Annotated in this window: 15 protein-coding genes; 9 read left to right on the top strand and 6 right to left on the bottom strand. The window is 63.3% G+C overall.

Translation table 11 applies throughout. The features are described 5' to 3' along the window. Positions 1-40 precede the first annotated feature (40 nt). The 4 genes from wzm to glfT1 all read left to right on the top strand — a co-directional run bounded on the left by wzm (position 41) and on the right by glfT1 (position 3,931). A complete protein-coding gene (wzm, locus tag CTEST_RS00770; RefSeq protein WP_047252114.1) occupies positions 41-937 on the top strand; it encodes a galactan export ABC transporter permease subunit Wzm/RfbD in 897 nt (298 codons plus the stop codon). Positions 938-946: 9 nt separating this feature from the next. Continuing rightward, entirely contained in the window at positions 947-1,753 is an 807-nt protein-coding gene (wzt, locus tag CTEST_RS00765) for a galactan export ABC transporter ATP-binding subunit Wzt/RfbE (RefSeq protein WP_047252113.1), read from the top strand. A 361-nt stretch (positions 1,754-2,114) separates the two neighbouring features. After that, entirely contained in the window at positions 2,115-2,999 is an 885-nt protein-coding gene (locus tag CTEST_RS00760; RefSeq protein ID WP_144413185.1) for an endonuclease domain-containing protein, read from the top strand. A 5-nt stretch (positions 3,000-3,004) separates the two neighbouring features. Next, complete coding sequence (gene glfT1 / locus CTEST_RS00755; RefSeq protein ID WP_047252111.1) at positions 3,005-3,931, top strand: galactofuranosyltransferase GlfT1; 927 nt, start codon at positions 3,005-3,007, stop codon at positions 3,929-3,931. A 2-nt stretch (positions 3,932-3,933) separates the two neighbouring features. On the opposite strand, the gene CTEST_RS00750 is transcribed toward glfT1, so the two are convergent. From CTEST_RS00750 to CTEST_RS00735, 4 genes are read right to left on the bottom strand one after another with little or no spacing between them, the layout of a single operon-like run. Next, positions 3,934-4,386, bottom strand: a complete 453-nt coding sequence (locus CTEST_RS00750; RefSeq protein WP_047252110.1) for a GtrA family protein — start codon at positions 4,384-4,386, stop codon at positions 3,934-3,936. 27 nt (positions 4,387-4,413) lie between these two features. Further along, on the bottom strand, positions 4,414-5,292 hold the full coding sequence (locus CTEST_RS00745; RefSeq protein ID WP_047252109.1) for a hypothetical protein: 879 nt from the start codon (positions 5,290-5,292) through the stop codon (positions 4,414-4,416). Positions 5,293-5,333: 41 nt separating this feature from the next. Next, positions 5,334-5,831 carry a hypothetical protein gene (locus CTEST_RS00740; RefSeq protein WP_144413184.1) on the bottom strand — a complete coding sequence of 166 codons (498 nt, stop codon included), beginning with the start codon at positions 5,829-5,831 and terminating at the stop codon, positions 5,334-5,336. A 2-nt stretch (positions 5,832-5,833) separates the two neighbouring features. After that, on the bottom strand, positions 5,834-6,340 hold the full coding sequence (locus tag CTEST_RS00735) for a hypothetical protein (protein WP_047252107.1): 507 nt from the start codon (positions 6,338-6,340) through the stop codon (positions 5,834-5,836). Positions 6,341-6,371: 31 nt separating this feature from the next. Here CTEST_RS00735 and CTEST_RS00730 point away from each other — a divergent pair, with 31 nt between their 5' ends. Continuing rightward, complete coding sequence (locus CTEST_RS00730) at positions 6,372-6,623, top strand: hypothetical protein (protein WP_047254122.1); 252 nt, start codon at positions 6,372-6,374, stop codon at positions 6,621-6,623. Positions 6,624-6,704: 81 nt separating this feature from the next. Here the strand turns inward: CTEST_RS00730 and CTEST_RS13640 are convergent, their stop codons facing one another. Continuing rightward, entirely contained in the window at positions 6,705-6,848 is a 144-nt protein-coding gene (locus CTEST_RS13640; RefSeq protein WP_158408140.1) for a hypothetical protein, read from the bottom strand. 1,077 nt (positions 6,849-7,925) lie between these two features. Between CTEST_RS13640 and CTEST_RS00725 the strand changes: the two genes are divergently transcribed. Genes CTEST_RS00725 through CTEST_RS00710 form a run of 4 tightly spaced genes read left to right on the top strand, consistent with a single transcriptional unit; the run spans position 7,926 to position 15,654 of the window. Continuing rightward, positions 7,926-9,341, top strand: coding sequence for an FAD-binding oxidoreductase (locus CTEST_RS00725; RefSeq protein ID WP_047252106.1), 1,416 nt, complete (start codon positions 7,926-7,928; stop codon positions 9,339-9,341). A 19-nt stretch (positions 9,342-9,360) separates the two neighbouring features. Next, entirely contained in the window at positions 9,361-10,125 is a 765-nt protein-coding gene (locus CTEST_RS00720; protein ID WP_047252105.1) for a decaprenylphospho-beta-D-erythro-pentofuranosid-2-ulose 2-reductase, read from the top strand. Positions 10,126-10,127: 2 nt separating this feature from the next. Further along, on the top strand, positions 10,128-12,227 hold the full coding sequence (locus CTEST_RS00715; RefSeq protein ID WP_083985376.1) for a galactan 5-O-arabinofuranosyltransferase: 2,100 nt from the start codon (positions 10,128-10,130) through the stop codon (positions 12,225-12,227). A 22-nt stretch (positions 12,228-12,249) separates the two neighbouring features. Then, positions 12,250-15,654, top strand: coding sequence for an arabinosyltransferase domain-containing protein (locus CTEST_RS00710; protein WP_047252104.1), 3,405 nt, complete (start codon positions 12,250-12,252; stop codon positions 15,652-15,654). Positions 15,655-15,664: 10 nt separating this feature from the next. Here CTEST_RS00710 and CTEST_RS00705 read toward each other — a convergent pair whose 3' ends face one another. Further along, entirely contained in the window at positions 15,665-17,206 is a 1,542-nt protein-coding gene (locus CTEST_RS00705) for a glutamate synthase subunit beta (RefSeq protein ID WP_047252103.1), read from the bottom strand. Position 17,207 lies beyond the last annotated feature (1 nt).

Below are 17,207 nucleotides of genomic sequence, written 5' to 3'. Positions count from 1 at the left end.
AGATACCGGCGATTCCCGACCCCACCGCTAGGGTGTAGGTGTGCAGGAACAAGCCCCCAACCGTGACCTACGTGCCGACGTCGCCCGGATGACCGAGGCCATTACTACCGACGTCCCGCCCTCCCGGTCCAAAACCTTCGCCGCCGCGTGGAACGACCTCGCCCGCGGATTCAAGCAACACGAGCTCTGGCTCCAGCTGGGCTGGCAAGACATCAAACAGCGCTACCGCCGCTCCACCCTCGGCCCCCTCTGGATCACCATCGCCACCGGCGTCATGGCCCTCGCGCTCGGCCTGCTCTACTCGATGCTCTTCCAGCTCTCCCTCGCCGAATTCCTCCCGCACGTCACCGTCGGCCTCATCATCTGGGGATTCATCTCCGGCTGCATCCGCGACGGCTCGGACATCTTCATCGACAACGAAGGCCTGATCAAACAGCTGCCCTCGGCCCTGTCCGTCCACGTGTACCGGCTGGTCTGGCGCCAAACGATCTTCCTCGCGCACAACCTGGTCATCTGGGTCATCCTCATGCTCATCTTCCCCCGCGACCTCGGCTGGGAGATCCTGCTCACCCTCCCCGCCATGGCACTACTGATCCTCAACGGCGTGTGGGTAGCCATGTTCTTCGGCATCGTCGCCACCCGCTACCGCGACGTCGCCCCCCTCCTCGAAGCCCTAGTCCAGCTCCTCTTCTACATCACCCCCATCGTCTGGACGACCCAAACCCTCAAAGAACAAGGCGGCGACGTCGCCCAACGCGCCCTCCTCGCCGAGATCAACCCACTATTCCACTACCTAGAAATCATCCGCGCCCCCATGATCGGCCAACCCATCGCCGCCTACCACTGGTGGATCGTCCTGGCCTGCACCGCCATCGGCCTCGTCCTCGCTCTACTGGCCATGAAGCAATGGCGCTTCCGCGTGAGCTACTGGGTATAGGAGAACACCATGGTCTCAATTGACACATACAACGCCTGCGTCGACTTCCCCATCTTCGACGCCAAGTCCCGCTCGATGAAGAAAGCCCTGCTCTCCACAGCCGGCGGCGCCATCGGCCGGAACCAAGACAACACCGTCGTCGTCGAAGCACTCCGCGACGTCAACCTCCACCTGCGCGAAGGCGACCGCGTCGGCCTCGTCGGCCACAACGGCGCCGGCAAATCCACCCTGCTGCGCCTACTGTCCGGCATCTACGAACCCACCCGCGGCTCCGCTGACATCCGCGGCCGCGTCGCCCCCGTCTTCGACCTCGGCGTGGGCATGGATCCCGAAATCTCCGGCTACGAGAACATCATCATCCGCGGACTCTTCCTCGGACAGACCCGCAAGCAGATGAAAGCCAAAATCGACGAGATCGCCGACTTCTCCGAGCTCGGCGAATTCCTCAACATGCCCCTGCGCACCTACTCCACCGGCATGCGCGTGCGCCTCGCCCTCGGCGTGGTCACCTCCATCGAGCCCGAAATCCTGCTTCTCGACGAAGGCATCGGAGCCGTCGACGCCGCCTTCATGGCTAAAGCCCGCGTCCGACTCCAAGAACTAGTCAAACGCTCCGGCATCCTCGTTTTCGCCTCCCACTCCAACGATTTCCTGGCACAGCTCTGCAACACCGCATTGTGGATCGACCACGGCGAAATCCGCACCGCCGGGCTTGTCGACGAGGTCGTCGAAGCCTACGAAGGCAAGGGCGCCGGCGACTATGTGCGCTCGCTGCTCAAGCGCTTCGACGAGGAGCCCGAAACCCGCACTTCCTAACAACTCCGGGTGCTTCCACCCTCCCCCACCGCCGGAGTTGTTAACCAACGCGGCTTTCCACCCCCTGCCCACCGGCAAACCAGCACTTCCTAACAACTCCCGGCCCTTCCACCCTCCCCCACCACCGGAGTTGTTAGCCAACGCGGCTTTCCACCCTGCCACCACCGGCAAACCCGCACTCCCTAACAACTCCCAGCCCTTCCACCCTCCCCCACCGCCGGAGTTGTTAACCAACGCGGCTTTCCACCCTGCGCCCCAGCCCAACATCACTTAGGGTGATCCCCAAGGGGGGAAGGATCGTATGGGGACGAGTCACTTTCGGAAGCCGCTGGAGGCGAACCGAGTCGTTAGTTTGAAGCTGATGGTCGACAATGGGGTGAGCAGGAATCAGGTGAGGCGGTTGGTCGCCGAGGGCCAGATGTTTCGCGTCGAGCGGGGTGTTTTCACGACGTCGAAGCCAGAGGGGACACTCCTGTTGCGGGCGTTGCTCCTCCGGCGGCCTCATCTCATTTTCACTGGTAGGACCGCGATTGAGCTGCTGACGGACGCTCCGTTGACGCGACCGATCGTCGGGATTGTGCGGCCGGAGGATTCGAATCATTCGACGCCGCTGCTCACGGTGAAGAGGCGTCGGCATTGCCCTTTTCAGGAGCATGAGGGCCTCAACATTGCTCCGCCGGCGGTGGCGGTGGCGGATGCTCTGGGGGAGGTGGGGGAGGATGAGCTCCTGGACTTCTTGGAGTCCTCCTATGCCACTCGGAAGGGGAAGCAGAAGCTGGAGCAGGATCTGCGCGGGTTCCCGAGGATGCCGGGAAAGCTCAAGTCTTTGCTGAGTCACGCGGCGATCGGGGCGGATAGTGTGCCGGAGAAGCAGGTTTTTCGGGAGCTGCGTCGGCGGGGGCTGAAGGTGGTGCAGAATCAGCAGATCGGGGCGTATTTCTTTGATGGGGTGCTGGAGAAGTCGAAGATCATTGTGGAGATTGATGGCTTTGCGTTTCATTCTGCGGAGTTCCAGGACACGTTTGTTCGGGATCGGTGGAAGCAGAATTTTGCGATGCGGCAGGGGTATCGGGTGCTGCGTTATTCGGGGAGTTGCGTGATGTATCACCTGGATAAGGTGGTGGAGCAGATCGTGGCGGCGGCTAACGGCGACCCGACACCGTTGCGTTCGGAGGCTCGGGCGGTGTGGGAGTGGCACGAAACGTACATGAGAGACGGACCGTTGGGGGCGGGGATGGCACAATAAGGAACATGCCTCACGCTGCGATTCCCTCTTTGTCTCGATCCGGTTCGACGGCGGCGGTGATCGTGACGCATAAGCGCGTCGATTTGCTCCGCGCTTCGTTGGAGCAGGTGGTGAACCAGACTCATCCGGTGGAGTGGGTGATTGTGGTGGACAATGGCTGTGAGGGGGCCGTCGAGAAGCTGGTGAGTGACCTGGCTGGTGACCGGGCGGTGTATCTGCCCAGCCGGACCAACTTGGGTGGTGCTGGTGGTTTTGCTTATGGGTTTTTGACGGCGCTCGCGCTTGGCGCGGAGGCGATTTGGTGTGCGGATGATGATGGCCGTCCGGCGGACGGCACCGTGTTGTCCACGCTTTACGACGTCGCTGAGGCCCACCACCTGCACGAAGTCTCACCGGTGGTGTGCAATATCGACGACCCGGATCGTCTGGCGTTTCCGCTGCGGCAGGGTTTGGTGTGGCGTCGGCGGCGCAGTGAGTTGGAGGGGGATTTCCTGCCGGGGATCGCGAGTTTGTTTAATGGCGCGCTGATCAGTGCCCGCGCGATGGAGATCATTGGCGTGCCGGATTATCGGCTGTTCATTCGTGGCGACGAGGTGGAGTACCATCGCCGCCTCGTCCGTTCCGGTTTGGAGTTCGGTACTGCCCTGACCACGGCGTATCTGCATCCGGATGGGTCGGATGAGTTCCGGCCGATTTTGGGTGGGCGGATGCACACGCAGTACCCGGACAATGAGGTCAAGCGCTATTTCACGTATCGCAACCGGGGGTACATCATGTCGCAGCCGGGTATGCGGAGGTTGTTGCCGCAGGAGTACGCGCGGTTTGGGTGGTTTTTCTTGGTGCAGGAGCGGGATCCGAAGGCGTTCTTTGAGTGGTTGCGGTTGCACCGGCAGGGTCGGAATGAGAAATTTACTCGGCCGGAGAGTAAGTAAAACTACTTGAAGATGAACAGCCGCTGGACCACGAAATTGATCACGGTGGCGGTGCCTTGCGCGATGAGGAAGGCCACGACGATGGCGAGCGTGGAGCCCCAGTCCCAGCTGGTGAAAAGCCGGTAGAAGGCGGCGTGCAGGCCCACGTTGACGAAGTAGGTCACGGTGTACAAGGCGGCGACCATGAAGAAGCGCTTAGATGAGGGCGCGGCCTGGAAGGTCCACCGGCGGTTGATGAGGTAGGCCGTGATGGTGCCGAAGATGAAGCCGACGGAACGGGCCAGGACGGGGCCGGCGCCGAAGAAGACTTGGAAGACCCAAGTCAGGCCGAGGTCGACGACGGCGGAGATGCCGCCGGAGATGATGAATCGGACGGCCTGAGTTTTCAGATCTTTCCCCTCGGCAGCGGCGGCGGCTGCGGGGGCGGATGCTGAGACGTTCGAGGGGTTAGACACGAGAGAACACCCTACCTGTACAAGGTGTCAGGCTCTAAGGAGCTCGCGGTAGAAATCGAGGCGGTCGACGGGTGAGAGGGCATCGGTGCCGTAGGCGCCGACGTCGGAAAGCACGCGCAGCGACTCGACGCAGGCGGCGCGGGTGGCGGGTCCGTCGAGGGGCCAACCGAGGCCGCCCATGGTGGCTTCGAGGACGTGGTTGGACATCGCTTCATCGCCCATGCAGGCCAGGGCGAGGACGATGGCCCAGAACGCGTCGCGCTCCATGGGGTCGGTTTCCACGGGCAATTGGTCGAGGACGGCGGACACGTCGGCGGGCAACGAGCCGGGCCGGGTGAGGTCGAGCGCTTGCAGCAAGGGAACGAAGTCGAAGATGCCACTGCGGTCGATCAGGCTTCTGACCTCGCTGTTCGTGGCGGCGAGGACCTCGCGGATGGTGGTGGTGCCGGTGAGTTGGGCGTTGATGTCAGCAAGGTCGAAGCCTTGCCCGCCGAAGGAGCCGGAACCGCCGACGCACAGTGCCCGGGGGGTGCCGGCGTCGCGCGGGTATGACTCGATGGCCGAGATGTCGATGACCCACAACCCCCAGTGGTAGGCGAGGGTGTCGCCTTCGCTGCGGAGGTGGGTGTGGATGGCATCGGCGGCGTCGATGCGCTCGTCCCGATCACCGGCCTGGCTGAAGTGCCACGGCGTTGCGCCGGTGTCCTCCCCAAGGCCGAAGGTGGTGACCAGAATCTCATGCAAATCGGCGAGGTGGAGGCTGTCGTTGACACCGATGTGGCGGTGCACTTCCTCATCGGCGCGAATGTTGGAGGCGCGCAGGATGATGGTGCGGGCGGTTCGCTGGCGTCGCTGGCGAGCGGTCGCCAGATCGACGACGACGTTGGCGGCACCGTTGCTGGACATGCTTTCCAGGGTAGCGAGAAGCCCGCCGGTAGCGCAGAATCCTACGGCAGCGGGAACGGGCGCGTCTGTGCCCCGAGCGCTTCCTGCAGGAATTTCCGGGATCGGCGCTGGCCTTCGATGGTGTGCCATGCCTCGACCAGCTCCGCGACGGCCGTCGCATACACCCAGGCGTTCTCCGCGACTGGTTCGCCGCGGTACGCGTCCCGCAGCTTTTCTGCGTCCACCGTCCCCGACGGCACTGCCCACACCGGCGCCGTCAGCTTCGGGTTGTCCTCCTTGGCGGCGGTTACTGCCGCCTTGATGTCGGCGACGGCGGCAAGAAGGGCACCCACAAGCTCGGTGAGTGGCTGCGCGGTGTCCAGGACGTAGGCGCTGGCAGTGAGGTCGCCGAGGCGGTCGGGGTCGACGAAGCCGTCGCCGACGATCCATGCTCCCGCGAGCATGCCGGAGGCGGACGGACCATCGGGGGCGGTCTGTACGTGCCACACGACGGTGCAGTCGGGTTGCTTATCGACGACCGCGATCAGCGGATGTTCCACAGTCACTCCGCGAGCTCAACGCGCTGGCGGTGGCTGAGCTCGGACAGCGCGAACACGCTCACTCCGGCGATCACTCCCAAGACCGTGTTGGGGCGTTTGACCCCTCGCTTGCGCAAGCTCTTAACCATGGATCGCCGCATCATCCCATCCAGCTTGAGCAGCCCGGCAGAGACGACACCAACCCCGCCAATAATCAGCCACGTGCGAGCTGGGGAGTCGACGCTAATGTCACCGGCCTTGAGTTCCCACTCGGGACCTGCAGTTTTACCAATATCCCCAATCGACCGGCGCAGATTATCTGCGACGACGGAAAGATCGTTGTCCGGGTCATCATCAAGTGCGTTGAGGACAGCTACCGAAGCCATACCAACAGTGAAAATGCCGGTGCCAACAAGAAAGCGGAGAAACTTCGATTCGATGTAGTCGGGCAAAGACATGATGGTTCCGGCGACGCTAGCTTGAGCCACGCGTCCGGCCAAGGTGTCATCGAGGCTGTAGTAGTCAGTCATGGCACTCATCCTAGCGGCTACCCTGGTGGATATGTTCGGAAGAAACAAGGGCTTCGACCCCGAGAAGGACCAGTATGAGGGCCGTTTCATCGCCGCCGAGGAAACCAACCTCCCCCTCAATGACCTCATGACCCGGATGCTGGCTCAAGAGCTACCGATCCTCGACAGCCACGAGCGCGGCACCGTTTACCGCCTGCTCCGAGAATATGCGGCGTCAGGACAGCCCCAGATCACCAGCCAAGAGGAACTGCCCGCCGAGATCAGGGACATCCTCGACCTGTAGCAGCTCATAGACAAGCAGTTGGGCCCCACCACTTGTACAAGTGGTGGGGCCCAACTGCTTTAGCGTGTTGCTTCGTAGTGCTTAGTACGAAGAGGTGGCGATGCCAACCAGGTCCTGCACGTAGTCGCCGGCGACGCTGAAAGCGCCGCGAGCGGAACCGGCTGCGACATCGAAGCCGCCGCGCAGTGCATCCAGGGTGGCCTTGAACAGGTCAACAATAAACATAGGCGTGTCCTCTCTTTATTTCCCTTCGGGCAGAACTTCCGAACTGCCCCTTGAGCGCCATAATGCCAAGGGTTGCAGGCCACCGCAACGGCCAAAACCGCGATCAGAGGCATTCCCGCATGAAGAGGGCCTAATGTGAATATCCTGGCAACGTCCCAGTTCAGCGCCCTAGGGACCCGCCAGTGTCGCTGCGGAGGCGGATCCGGGCATGAAAAAACCCCAGGCATAAAGCCTGGGGTCATTCGGCGCTATTCCCAAAGGGCCTAGCGTCTTCCTAGATCTTCTTAGGCGAAGATGTCGGAGGACAGGTCGCCAACGGTGTTGGAGATGGCGGTGAACAGGCCGACGATAACGCCCTGAAGGTTGGTTGCAAGAGTCTCGATGAGGGAAGCCATGTTAGTAGCCCTTTCGTAGTGTTTCGAACAAGCCGTCTGACTTGCTCCGTAGCTATACTATCGCAAACTTTCCGCGGCGAGGGCAAACCCAGCGTCCACCCAGGTTCCGCGATTCAAATCGCGGAAAGTATTCGTCCCGCGCCGTTTCCAAACGTCAGGCGCGAAATTTGCGGGGCCGATCGTTATAAAACAGTTGCATGAAAAGTCAGGACAACTACCCCCGATCGGGGGTAAGCAAAAGGCCCGCAGAACTAATTCCGCAGGCCAGATGCCAAGCTCTAACATGGCTGAGCTAAAACAAGCGCGCATAATATGCATCGGGCATTGATACCACTAACTCGTTTCGCTTGTCTCACAGAATAGGGTATCGCGAATCGAAAAGCAAGCAGCGAACGTTACACACGCCCGATTTTTTGTGAAATTGTCGCCAACTTTCACCCCATGTGTTAACGCTGGCCCCACGGACGTCGATAAGGCGCAGGTCGGGGGAATTCCAGTGGCGGGCCTCACCCTCTCGGGACGACACGCCGGGGAGAAAGGTGACCGACCATCCATTGTGGGCCGCAATCGGGCAAGGATCACAGCTATTCCGCAGTACTTGCTCTGGGGGCGGCTAGACCCGCGCGGGTAGGCTCGAGGTGCATTCATTCGTGTATTCATCCGTCGACAGAAGAATTGGAAGATGGAACTCCACACCACAGAACAGTCCCTCTCCGGCTGGGGTCGAACGGCGGCTACCACCGCCCATGTCCTTTCCACCCCGGACGTCGAGACCATCATCAGCGCCGTCAAGCAGGTCGCTGACGAGAACTCTGACAAGCCCCTCCACCTCCGCCGCGGCGTCATCGCTCGCGGCATGGGCCGCTCCTACGGCGACCCGGCCCAAAACGCTGGCGGCCTGGTCATCGATATGCAGGCCCTCAACCGGATCCACTCCATTGATCCGGATACCGCGACCGTCGATGTTGATGGTGGCGTGACCTTGGATCAGCTGATGAAGGCTGCCCTCCCCTATGGCCTGTGGGTTCCGGTGCTTCCGGGTACCCGCCAGGTGACCATCGGTGGCGCCATTGGCCCTGATATTCACGGCAAGAACCATCACTCCGCTGGTTCCTTCGGCGATCACGTGGCATCCATGGAGCTGCTCGTCGCCGATGGGCGCGTCCTCCACCTGGAGCCGGAAGGCTCCGCCGATGACCCGGACGGCACGCTGTTCTGGGCCACGGTCGGCGGCATGGGCCTGACCGGCATCATCCTGCGCGCCACGATCAAGATGACGCGCACGGAGACCGCCTACTTCATCGCCGATGGTGACCTCACGGCCAACCTGGATGAGACGGTGGAGTTCCACTCCGACGGCTCGGAGAAGAACTACACCTATTCTTCCGCCTGGTTTGATGCCATCTCCCCGGAGCCTCGCCTGGGTCGCGCCGCCATCTCGCGCGGCAGCCTGGCCACCCTGGATCAGCTGCGGGAGCTCAACCCGAAGCTGGCCAAGGATCCGTTGAAGTTCAATGCGCCGCAGTTGATCACCGTCCCGGATATTTTCCCCTCTTTCACCATGAACAAGCTGTCCATGATGGCGATTGGTGAGCTGTGGTGGCTGAAGTCCGGCGAGTACAAGAACCAGGTGCAAAACCTCACGCAGTTCTATCAGCCGCTGGATCTCATCGGCGAGTGGAACCGTGGCTATGGTTCCAAGGGTTTCCTGCAGTACCAGTTCGTGGTTCCGCGCGAGGCTGTGGAGCCGTTCAAGGACATCGTCCGTGACATCCAGCGCTCGGGGCACTACTCGGCGCTCAATGTGTTCAAGCTCTTCGGTGAGGGTAACCGCGCGCCGCTGTCGTACCCGATGCCGGGTTGGAACGTCTGCGTGGACTTCCCCATTAAGCGCGGGCTCGGTGACTTCCTCAATGAGCTCGATCGTCGGGTCATGGAGTTTGGTGGCCGCCTCTACCTGGCCAAGGAGTCGCGTACGTCGGCGGAGAACTTCCACCAGATGTACCCGGGCATGGCTGATTGGCTCAAGACTCGCAACGAGATCGATCCCACTGGTGTCTTCGCGTCGGACATGTCCCGTCGCTTGGAACTGAATTAATAAAGGAGAAGTCTGAACCATGCTTAATGCAGTGGGCCAAGCCCAAAATATCCTCCTCCTCGGCGGCACCTCTGAGATCGGCCTCGGCATCGTCGCGGAGTTCCTGTCTCGCGGTCCTGCCCGCGTCCTGCTCGCCGCCCGCGCGGACTCCCCGCGTATTGACGCCGCTGTGGAGCAGATGCGCCAGGCTGGCGCCTCCGAGGTCGAAGTCATCGACTTCGATGCCACCGACTTCACCTCCCACCCCGGCGTGATCGATACCGCCTTCGCTCTGGGTGATGTTGATGTCGCCATCGTCGCCTTTGGCACCCTCGGTGACCAGGAAGAGCTGTGGCAAGACCAGGCCGCAGCTGTCGCGTCCGCCCAGACCAACTACACCGGTCCGGTGTCCGTCGGCGTCCTCCTGGGTCAGCGTTTCAAGGCCCAGGGCCACGGCACCATCGTGGCGTTGTCCTCCGTGGCGGGCGTGCGCGTACGCCGCTCCAACTTCGTCTACGGCGCCTCGAAGGCCGGCATGGACGGCTTCTACACCCAGCTGGGCGAAGCCCTGCGGGGCAGCGGCGCCAACGTCCTGGTGGTGCGACCGGGACAGGTGCGCACGAAGATGAGCGCGGGCATCGATAAGGAAGCCCCGCTGACCGTCGACGTTGACCAGGTTGCGGAAGCCACGGTCAAGGCGGTTATTGATGGCAAGGACATCATCTATGTGCACCCGGCTTTCGAAGCCGTGGCCACGGTGTTTAACCTGACGCCGCGGCAGATCTTCCGCAAGCTACCCTTTTAGGCATGTCCTCTAGCAGCACCACCGCCCCTGACGCGGCCCCAGCGAAGACTCAACGCCTCCACACGGAGGGTTACACCAGCGACCTGCTGAGCAGGAACCTGACCATTGTTGCCATCGCCGCCGCCTGGGTCGGTGGTGCTGTATTCATTCTTGGCGCCTGGCTCGTCCTGCGGATGACCACGTGGCCGGCGTTTAATACGTCGAACATGACCTACGCCTTGTCCACCGCCGCGACAGTGGCGGTCATGGTGGCGGTAGGCGGGCTGATCGCCTGGTGGCTGCTCGATGAGCAGAAGGCAGCGCGGCGTCGGAAAGCGAGCTACCGCACTGCCGTCGATGTCGCCGAACCGGAACCCGGACAAGACGGCAACGTCACGCCGGTTCCGGTCCCGGCGCTAGAGATTTCCCGCCCCCGGTGGCGGGTGATCCTCACCTACCTCGTCGCCTACCTCTCACCCGCGGCGCTGGTCGTATCGACGATCGCGGTACCACTATCATCAACCCGCCTGTACCTGGACGGCATCCAGTACGACCAGGGTTTCCGCACCCAATTCCTCGGCCGCATGACCGAAGTCTTGGGCAACCACGACATGAACTACGCGGACATGCCCTCCTACTACCCGTTGGGCTGGTTCTGGGGCGGCGGCCGCCTGGCCAACTTCCTGGGCATGCCCGGCTGGGAGGTCTACCAGCCGTGGGCGCTGATCTCCATGGGCGCGGCGGCCTGCATCCTCGTCCCCGTGTGGCAGCGACTGACCGGATCACTCGCCGTGGCAACCGCGATCGCCCTGGTCAGCACCTCCATCATGTTGGTGATGAGCCCCGAGGAACCTTATGGCGCGATCGTCGCCATCGGCGCCCCCGCCGCCGCCATCATGGCCCGGCGCGCTCTGTTGGGTTCGTGGTTCGCTAGCTCCGCCGTCCTCCTTTACCTGGGCCTGTCGGCGACGATGTACACGCTGTTCACCGGCGCGGTCGCCCTGTCGGTCACGGCCATTGCGGCGGTATTCACCGCTCTTCACGCCCACAACTTCGTGCCCGTGATCCGACTGTTCTACATCGGCATTGGCTCCATCCTCATCGCGCTGATCTCCTGGGGCCCCTACCTGTGGAGCGTGGCCACCGGGCACCCGCACTCCGGGTCGTCTGCCCCGCACTACCTCCCGCCGGAGGCAACACAGATCCCGCTGCCCTTCCTGTCCCCCACGGTCATCGGTCTGCTCTGCCTCATCGGGTTGATCTATCTGGTGGTGCGGGCTTATGACTATGACGTGCTCTCCATGGGCATCGTCTTGTTGGGCTTCTACCTGTGGTCGGTGGCATCAATGATCACCACCCTGGCCGGCAGTACGTTGCTGGGCTTCCGCATCGACATCCTCATCGTGCTCGTCATGGCCACCGCCGGCGTCCTGGCCTTGGCCGAACTGCGGCTCGTGGGAGTGGATTGGCTCTACCCGGATCGTTTTGGTGCCAAGGCCCGCCGCACGATCACCATGGTCATGGTCCTCATCCTTAGCTTGGGTGGTCTTTCCTATGCCCAGCGCATCCCGCAGGAAAACCAGGTCGGCATCGATCAGGCCTACACCAACACCGACGGCTACGGGGAGCGCGCTGATCGCTTCGCCCCCGACGCCGGCAAGCACTACCCCGCCATCGATGAGAAGGTCCGCTCGATGGGCTACGAGCCCTCCGACACGGTCATGCTCACCGACGAGATTCACCTCATGGCTTTCAACCCCTACCTCGGTTTCCAGGCCTTCACCAGCCACTACGCCAACCCGCTGGGTGAGTTCACCGAACGCAACAAAACCATCGAGTCCTGGGCTAACGGTTCCTGGGCGGAGTTATCCGATCCGCAGAAGTTCGCGGCGTCGCTTGATGATGCCAAGTGGCGCAAGCCGGATGTCTTCGTTTTCCGCGGTGATCTTTCCCACCCAGAGTCGGGGTGGAAGACCCACATTGCCGAGGATATTTACCCCAATAATCCGAACGTGCGCTACCGGGCATTGCTGTTTAGCCCGGCCCCGTTCCTGAGAGCCCCGGACCTGTGGGATGTCTCCCAGATCGGCCCGTTTGTGGTGGCGGCCCGCGTAAAGTCGTGATCCTGCCGTAGACTCCCTTGTTGTGTCTGCAACCGTCATCTCGAAAAAAGAGGCCCCGCAGAGTTCTTCTGCCACCGCTCCCGGCTGGCTGAAGAACCTGGCCATCATTTCCGGGCTCCTGGGTTTTGTCCTCTTCATTTTGACCCCGTTCCTTCCGGTCAACCAGACCCAGTCGTCGCTGTCGTGGCCGCAAGGTGACAGCCTCAACTCGGTCAATGCTCCCCTCGTGGCGTACGCGCCCGAAACGTTGGAGCTGAGCATCCCCATCAAGGAGTCGATCGCTGGCCTCCGCGATGGTGAGAGCCTGGTGGTATCGACGTTGCCGCCGGATTCCACCGACGCCACCTCCCGTGGCCTGTTCGTCCGTTCCTCTGACGGCGGCATCAACGTCGTGGTGCGCAATCAGGTCCCCTTCGAGTTGGATGCGGATGAGGTTGCTGCGCTTAACGACGACGCGGTGCTCACCGTCTCGTCCACCGAAAAGGAAACAAAGGTCGCCGTCCCCGGCGCCACCAACCGCAGCGGTGATGCTCTCGAGGGTGTGATCGAGGACGAGGACACACGTCCCCAGGTCACTGGTATCTACACCGAGTTGGATGATTCCCCGGCCGCTACTGCGGCCCTGACCGACGCCGGTTTGCAGGCCGATGTCGAGATCAACTCCCGCTTTACTTCCTCCCCGTCAGCGTTGAAGTACATCGCCATGTTCGGCGGTTTGGCGTCCCTCATCGTGGCCCTGTGGTGTCTGCACCGCATGGATAGCCTTGACGGTCGTTCTTCTCGCCGTTTCCTTCCGGCCGGGTGGTACAAGCCCCGCCCGCTCGACGGCATCGTCGGGTTCATCCTCATTTACTGGCACATCTTCGGCGCGAATACCTCCGATGATGGCTTCATCCTCACGATGGCCCGGGTGTCCGAGAACGCCACCTACATGGCGAATTACTATCGCTGGTTCGGCGTGCCCGAGTCGCCCTTCGGCTCCCCGTATTACGACCTGCTGGCCCTCATGACCCAGGTCTCCACCGCGTCCGCGTGGGTGCGGCTCCCGGCGTTGCTCTCTGGCCTCATCATCTGGCTGATCCTCTCCCGCGAGATCCTCCCGCGCCTGGGCGCCCAGATCGACGGCCGCCAGGTCGCTCACTGGACCGCCGCGATGGTCTTCCTCTCCTTCTGGTTGCCCTACAACAACGGCACCCGCCCCGAGCCGATCATCGCCATGGGTGCGCTGTTGACCTGGGCCTCCTTTGAGCGTTCCATCGCCACCTCCCGTCTGTTGCCCGCGGCTGTCGGTGTGCTGCTGGCGACGATATGCCTCGGTGCCGGCCCGACCGGCCTCATGGCGGTCGCCGCGCTGCTGGCCTCGCTGTCCAGCTTGTTCCGCATCATGTTCCGCCGCCTGCCCCTCCTCGGCGCCCCGACTGGCTCCTCGCGCGGGACTATCATCACCGCTGTGCTCGCGATGGTCGCCCCCTTCCTGGCATCCGGCACGGCCATCTTGGTCGCTGTTTTCGGTGATCAGACCTGGGCCACCGTCATGGAATCCATCCGCGTTCGTTCGGCCAAGGGCCCGTCGCTGAGCTGGTACCAGGAATGGGTCCGCTACCAGACGCTGATGGAGCAGACCGTCGACGGCTCCATGACCCGCCGCTTCGCGGTCTTCATGCTCTTCCTCAGCCTGGCCATTGTCATCGCCGCGATCCTGCGCAACGGCCGGGTCCCGGGTGCGGCCAAGGGACCGACCCAGCGCCTGGTGCTCATCATCTTTGGCACCATGTTCTTCCTCATGTTCACCCCGACCAAGTGGACCCACCACTTCGGTGTGTACGCCGGAATCGTTGGCGCCCTCGCGGCCCTCGCGGCCGTGGCGCTCAGCTATTCCGCCCTGCGGTCGACCCGGTCCCGGACTCTGTTCACCGGCGCCGTCATCTTCCTGTTGGCCATCACCTTCTCCGGCACGAATGGTTGGTGGTACATCTCCAGCTTCGGCGTGCCCTGGTTTGATAAGACGGTCCAGCTCAAGGGCTTTGAAGCCTCCACGCCTATTCTTTTCCTCGCCCTCGCGGTGCTGGCGCTGGGCACGATCCAGTCCTTTGTTACTGACTTGCGGGTGGCCAAGGCCGAGACCGAAGGCAACCTCGACGAATACCGGGCGGAACGCAAGCAGAAGTTGCAGCGCTGGACCGGGCTGTCGTCGGCTCCCATCGCCATCGCATGTGCGTTGATGGTGGCGTTCTCCATGGCGTCGCTGGGCAAGGGCTTTATCTCCCAGTACCCGGCCTACTCCGTGGGCCTGGGCAACGTGCGTTCCCTGGCGGGCCAGTCCTGCAGCCTCGCCAACGATGCACTCCTGGAGACGAACACCAACGATTCCTTCCTCACCCCCGTGGACAATGTCCCGTTGGCAGAATCGCTCGAATCCGAAAGCCACCGCGGCTTTGCCGCCAACAACATCCCGTCCTACATCGGCCAGGATGAGGCGTCCACCACCTCCGTCGGTGCGATTGCCGACGCCGAGCGGACCGGCGAAGCCGAGCAGTCCACCGGTCAGGACAGTGGCACCACCGGTGGTGTCCGCGGTGAGGTCGGCGTCAACGGCTCCACCGTGAAGCTGCCGTTCAAGCTCGACTACCACCAGGTTCCCGTTGTCGGTTCCTGGACCTCTGGCCAGCAGATGCCCGCCGAGATCACCACTGCCTGGTACGAACTGCCGCAGGCCACCGAGGACGCACCCCTGGTCGTGGTCTCCGTCGCCGGCCGCATCGAGCACCACGACATCAACGGCGTGCTGCACGACGGGCAGGAGCTTGTCCTGGAGTACGGCACCCGCGGCCCGGATGGCCAGATCGACGAGTCGTCCGTCGGTGAGCTGGAAATGTTCGACATCGGCCCCCAGCCGTCGTGGCGTAACCTGCGCTTCCCGCTGGATCGCATCCCCGAGGAAGCGAACGTCGTGCGCATCTCTGCCACCGACCTCAGCTTGGACCCCAAGCAGTGGCTGGCGTTCACCCCTCCGCGCGTCCCGACGCTGGATTCCTTGAACAACATCATCGGGTCCGAGAAGCCGGGCCTGCTCGACTGGTCGGTTGCCCTGCAGTTCCCCTGCCAGCGCACCTTTGATCACTTCGCCGGTGTGGCCGAGATCCCCGAGTACCGCATCTCGCCGGATCACCCGGGCAAGTCGACCCTGACCCCGTTCCAGGATTACGCCGGTGGCGGTGTCATGGGTACCGCCGAGGGTGTCAACGAGTCCTACGAGTTGCCGAGCTACACCCGCAACGATTGGCACCGCGACTGGGGTTCCATCGAGATCTACGAGCTGCGGGAGAACTCCGCGGGCATCACGCCCGATGAGGCCGAGATTGATCTCGAAGTGATCCCGCGTTCGGGCTTGTGGTCGCCATCGAAGATGATGATCGCGACCAGCTAGCCCCAGTTGGTTAGGCCCTCAGCGGCATCGTTGAGGGCGTCGCGGCCACCGGCAGGGCGGTCTCGCCCATGAGGTCGGCGTCGACGGCGGCGGCGGCAGCGCGGCCTTCGGCGATGGCCCACACGATGAGTGATTGGCCGCGGCCATTGTCACCGGCGACGTAGACCGGCGGCTTGAAACCGGGCATGAGCGGCTTGATGGAGGCGCGGTACTGCTCGTCGCGCACCATCCGCCCGCGGTCATCAAAAGCGATGCCGAGCTCGTGGACGAGGCCGCCGCGCTCGGCGCCGGTGAAGCCCAAGGCGATGAATACGAGGTCGGCCTCGAAGGTGAATTCGCTGCCTGGGACGGGCGTGCGGACGCCGTCGATGACCTCGATCTCCACGCAGCGCAGGCCTGTGAGTACCCCGTCGGAGCCGAGGAACTCCACCGTGTTGGCGGAGAAGACGCGCTCGCCGAGGGGGGAACCGGGCTGGCGGGATGCCAGGCCCAGGGCCTCGATCTCATCCGCTGTCTCATTGCCGGTGAGGATGTATTCGCCTTCCTCGTGCGCGGTCGCTTGACGCCACACCAGGGGGTAGGTCGGCCACGGGGTGGAGGCAGAGCGCACCGGCGGAGCCGGGGGGCGGATGTCGAACTGGGTGACGCTCGCGGCACCCTGCCGCAGGGCGGTACCGAAGCAGTCAATGCCGGTGTCACCGCCACCGATGATGACGACCTTTTTCCCGCGGGCGTCGATAAGCGGGGCGGCGAAGTCGCCTTCGTTGACGCGGTTTTGCAACGGCAAGTAGTCCATCGCCTGGTGGACGCCGTCGAGGGTGCGGCCCTCGGCGGGCAGTTCGCGGGCGAGCGGCGTGCCGGTGGCGAGGATGACGGCGTCGAAACGCGCGAGATCTTGCGCTGTGGGCGAGACGCCGGTGCGGAAGGTGGTGCCCTCGGCGCTCATCTGCTCCAGGCGGCGGTCGAGCCAGCGGTTTTCCATCTTGTAATCGGGGACGCCGTAGCGCATGAGGCCGCCGATGCGGTCATCGCGCTCGAAGAGGGTGACGTTGTGCCCGGCGCGGGTGAGTTGCTGCGCGGCGGCCATACCCGCGGGGCCGGAGCCGACGACCGCGACGGATTGGCCGGTGTCGAAGGAGGGGGTGATGGGGACGACCCAGCCCTCCTCGAAGCCCTTCTCGGCGATGGCGAGCTCGATGTTTTTGATGCTCACGGATTCGTCATTGATGGCCAGGACGCAGGCGCCCTCGCAGGGGGCGGGGCACAGTCGGCCGGTGAATTCCGGGAAGTTGTTGGTGGCGTGGAGGCGATCGAACGCCTCCTTCCAGCGGTTTTGGCGCACCAGATCGTTCCACTCGGGGATGATGTTGCCCAGGGGGCAGCCCTCGTGGCAGAAGGGGACGCCGCAATCCATGCAGCGGGTTGCCTGCTGCTGGATCTGGCCGTCCGGCGCGTCTTCGTAGACTTCGCGCCAATCCAGCAGGCGCAGCGGCACGGGTCGGTGGCCGGGCTCGGCGCGTTGGAACTTTCGGAAACCATGCGGATCAGCCATG

It is taken from the genome of Corynebacterium testudinoris (assembly GCF_001021045.1).
Taxonomy (GTDB): Bacteria; Actinomycetota; Actinomycetes; order Mycobacteriales; family Mycobacteriaceae; genus Corynebacterium; species Corynebacterium testudinoris.
The sequence above is the reverse complement of the archived record's forward strand: the minus strand, read 5'-3'. Positions and strand labels throughout refer to the sequence as shown.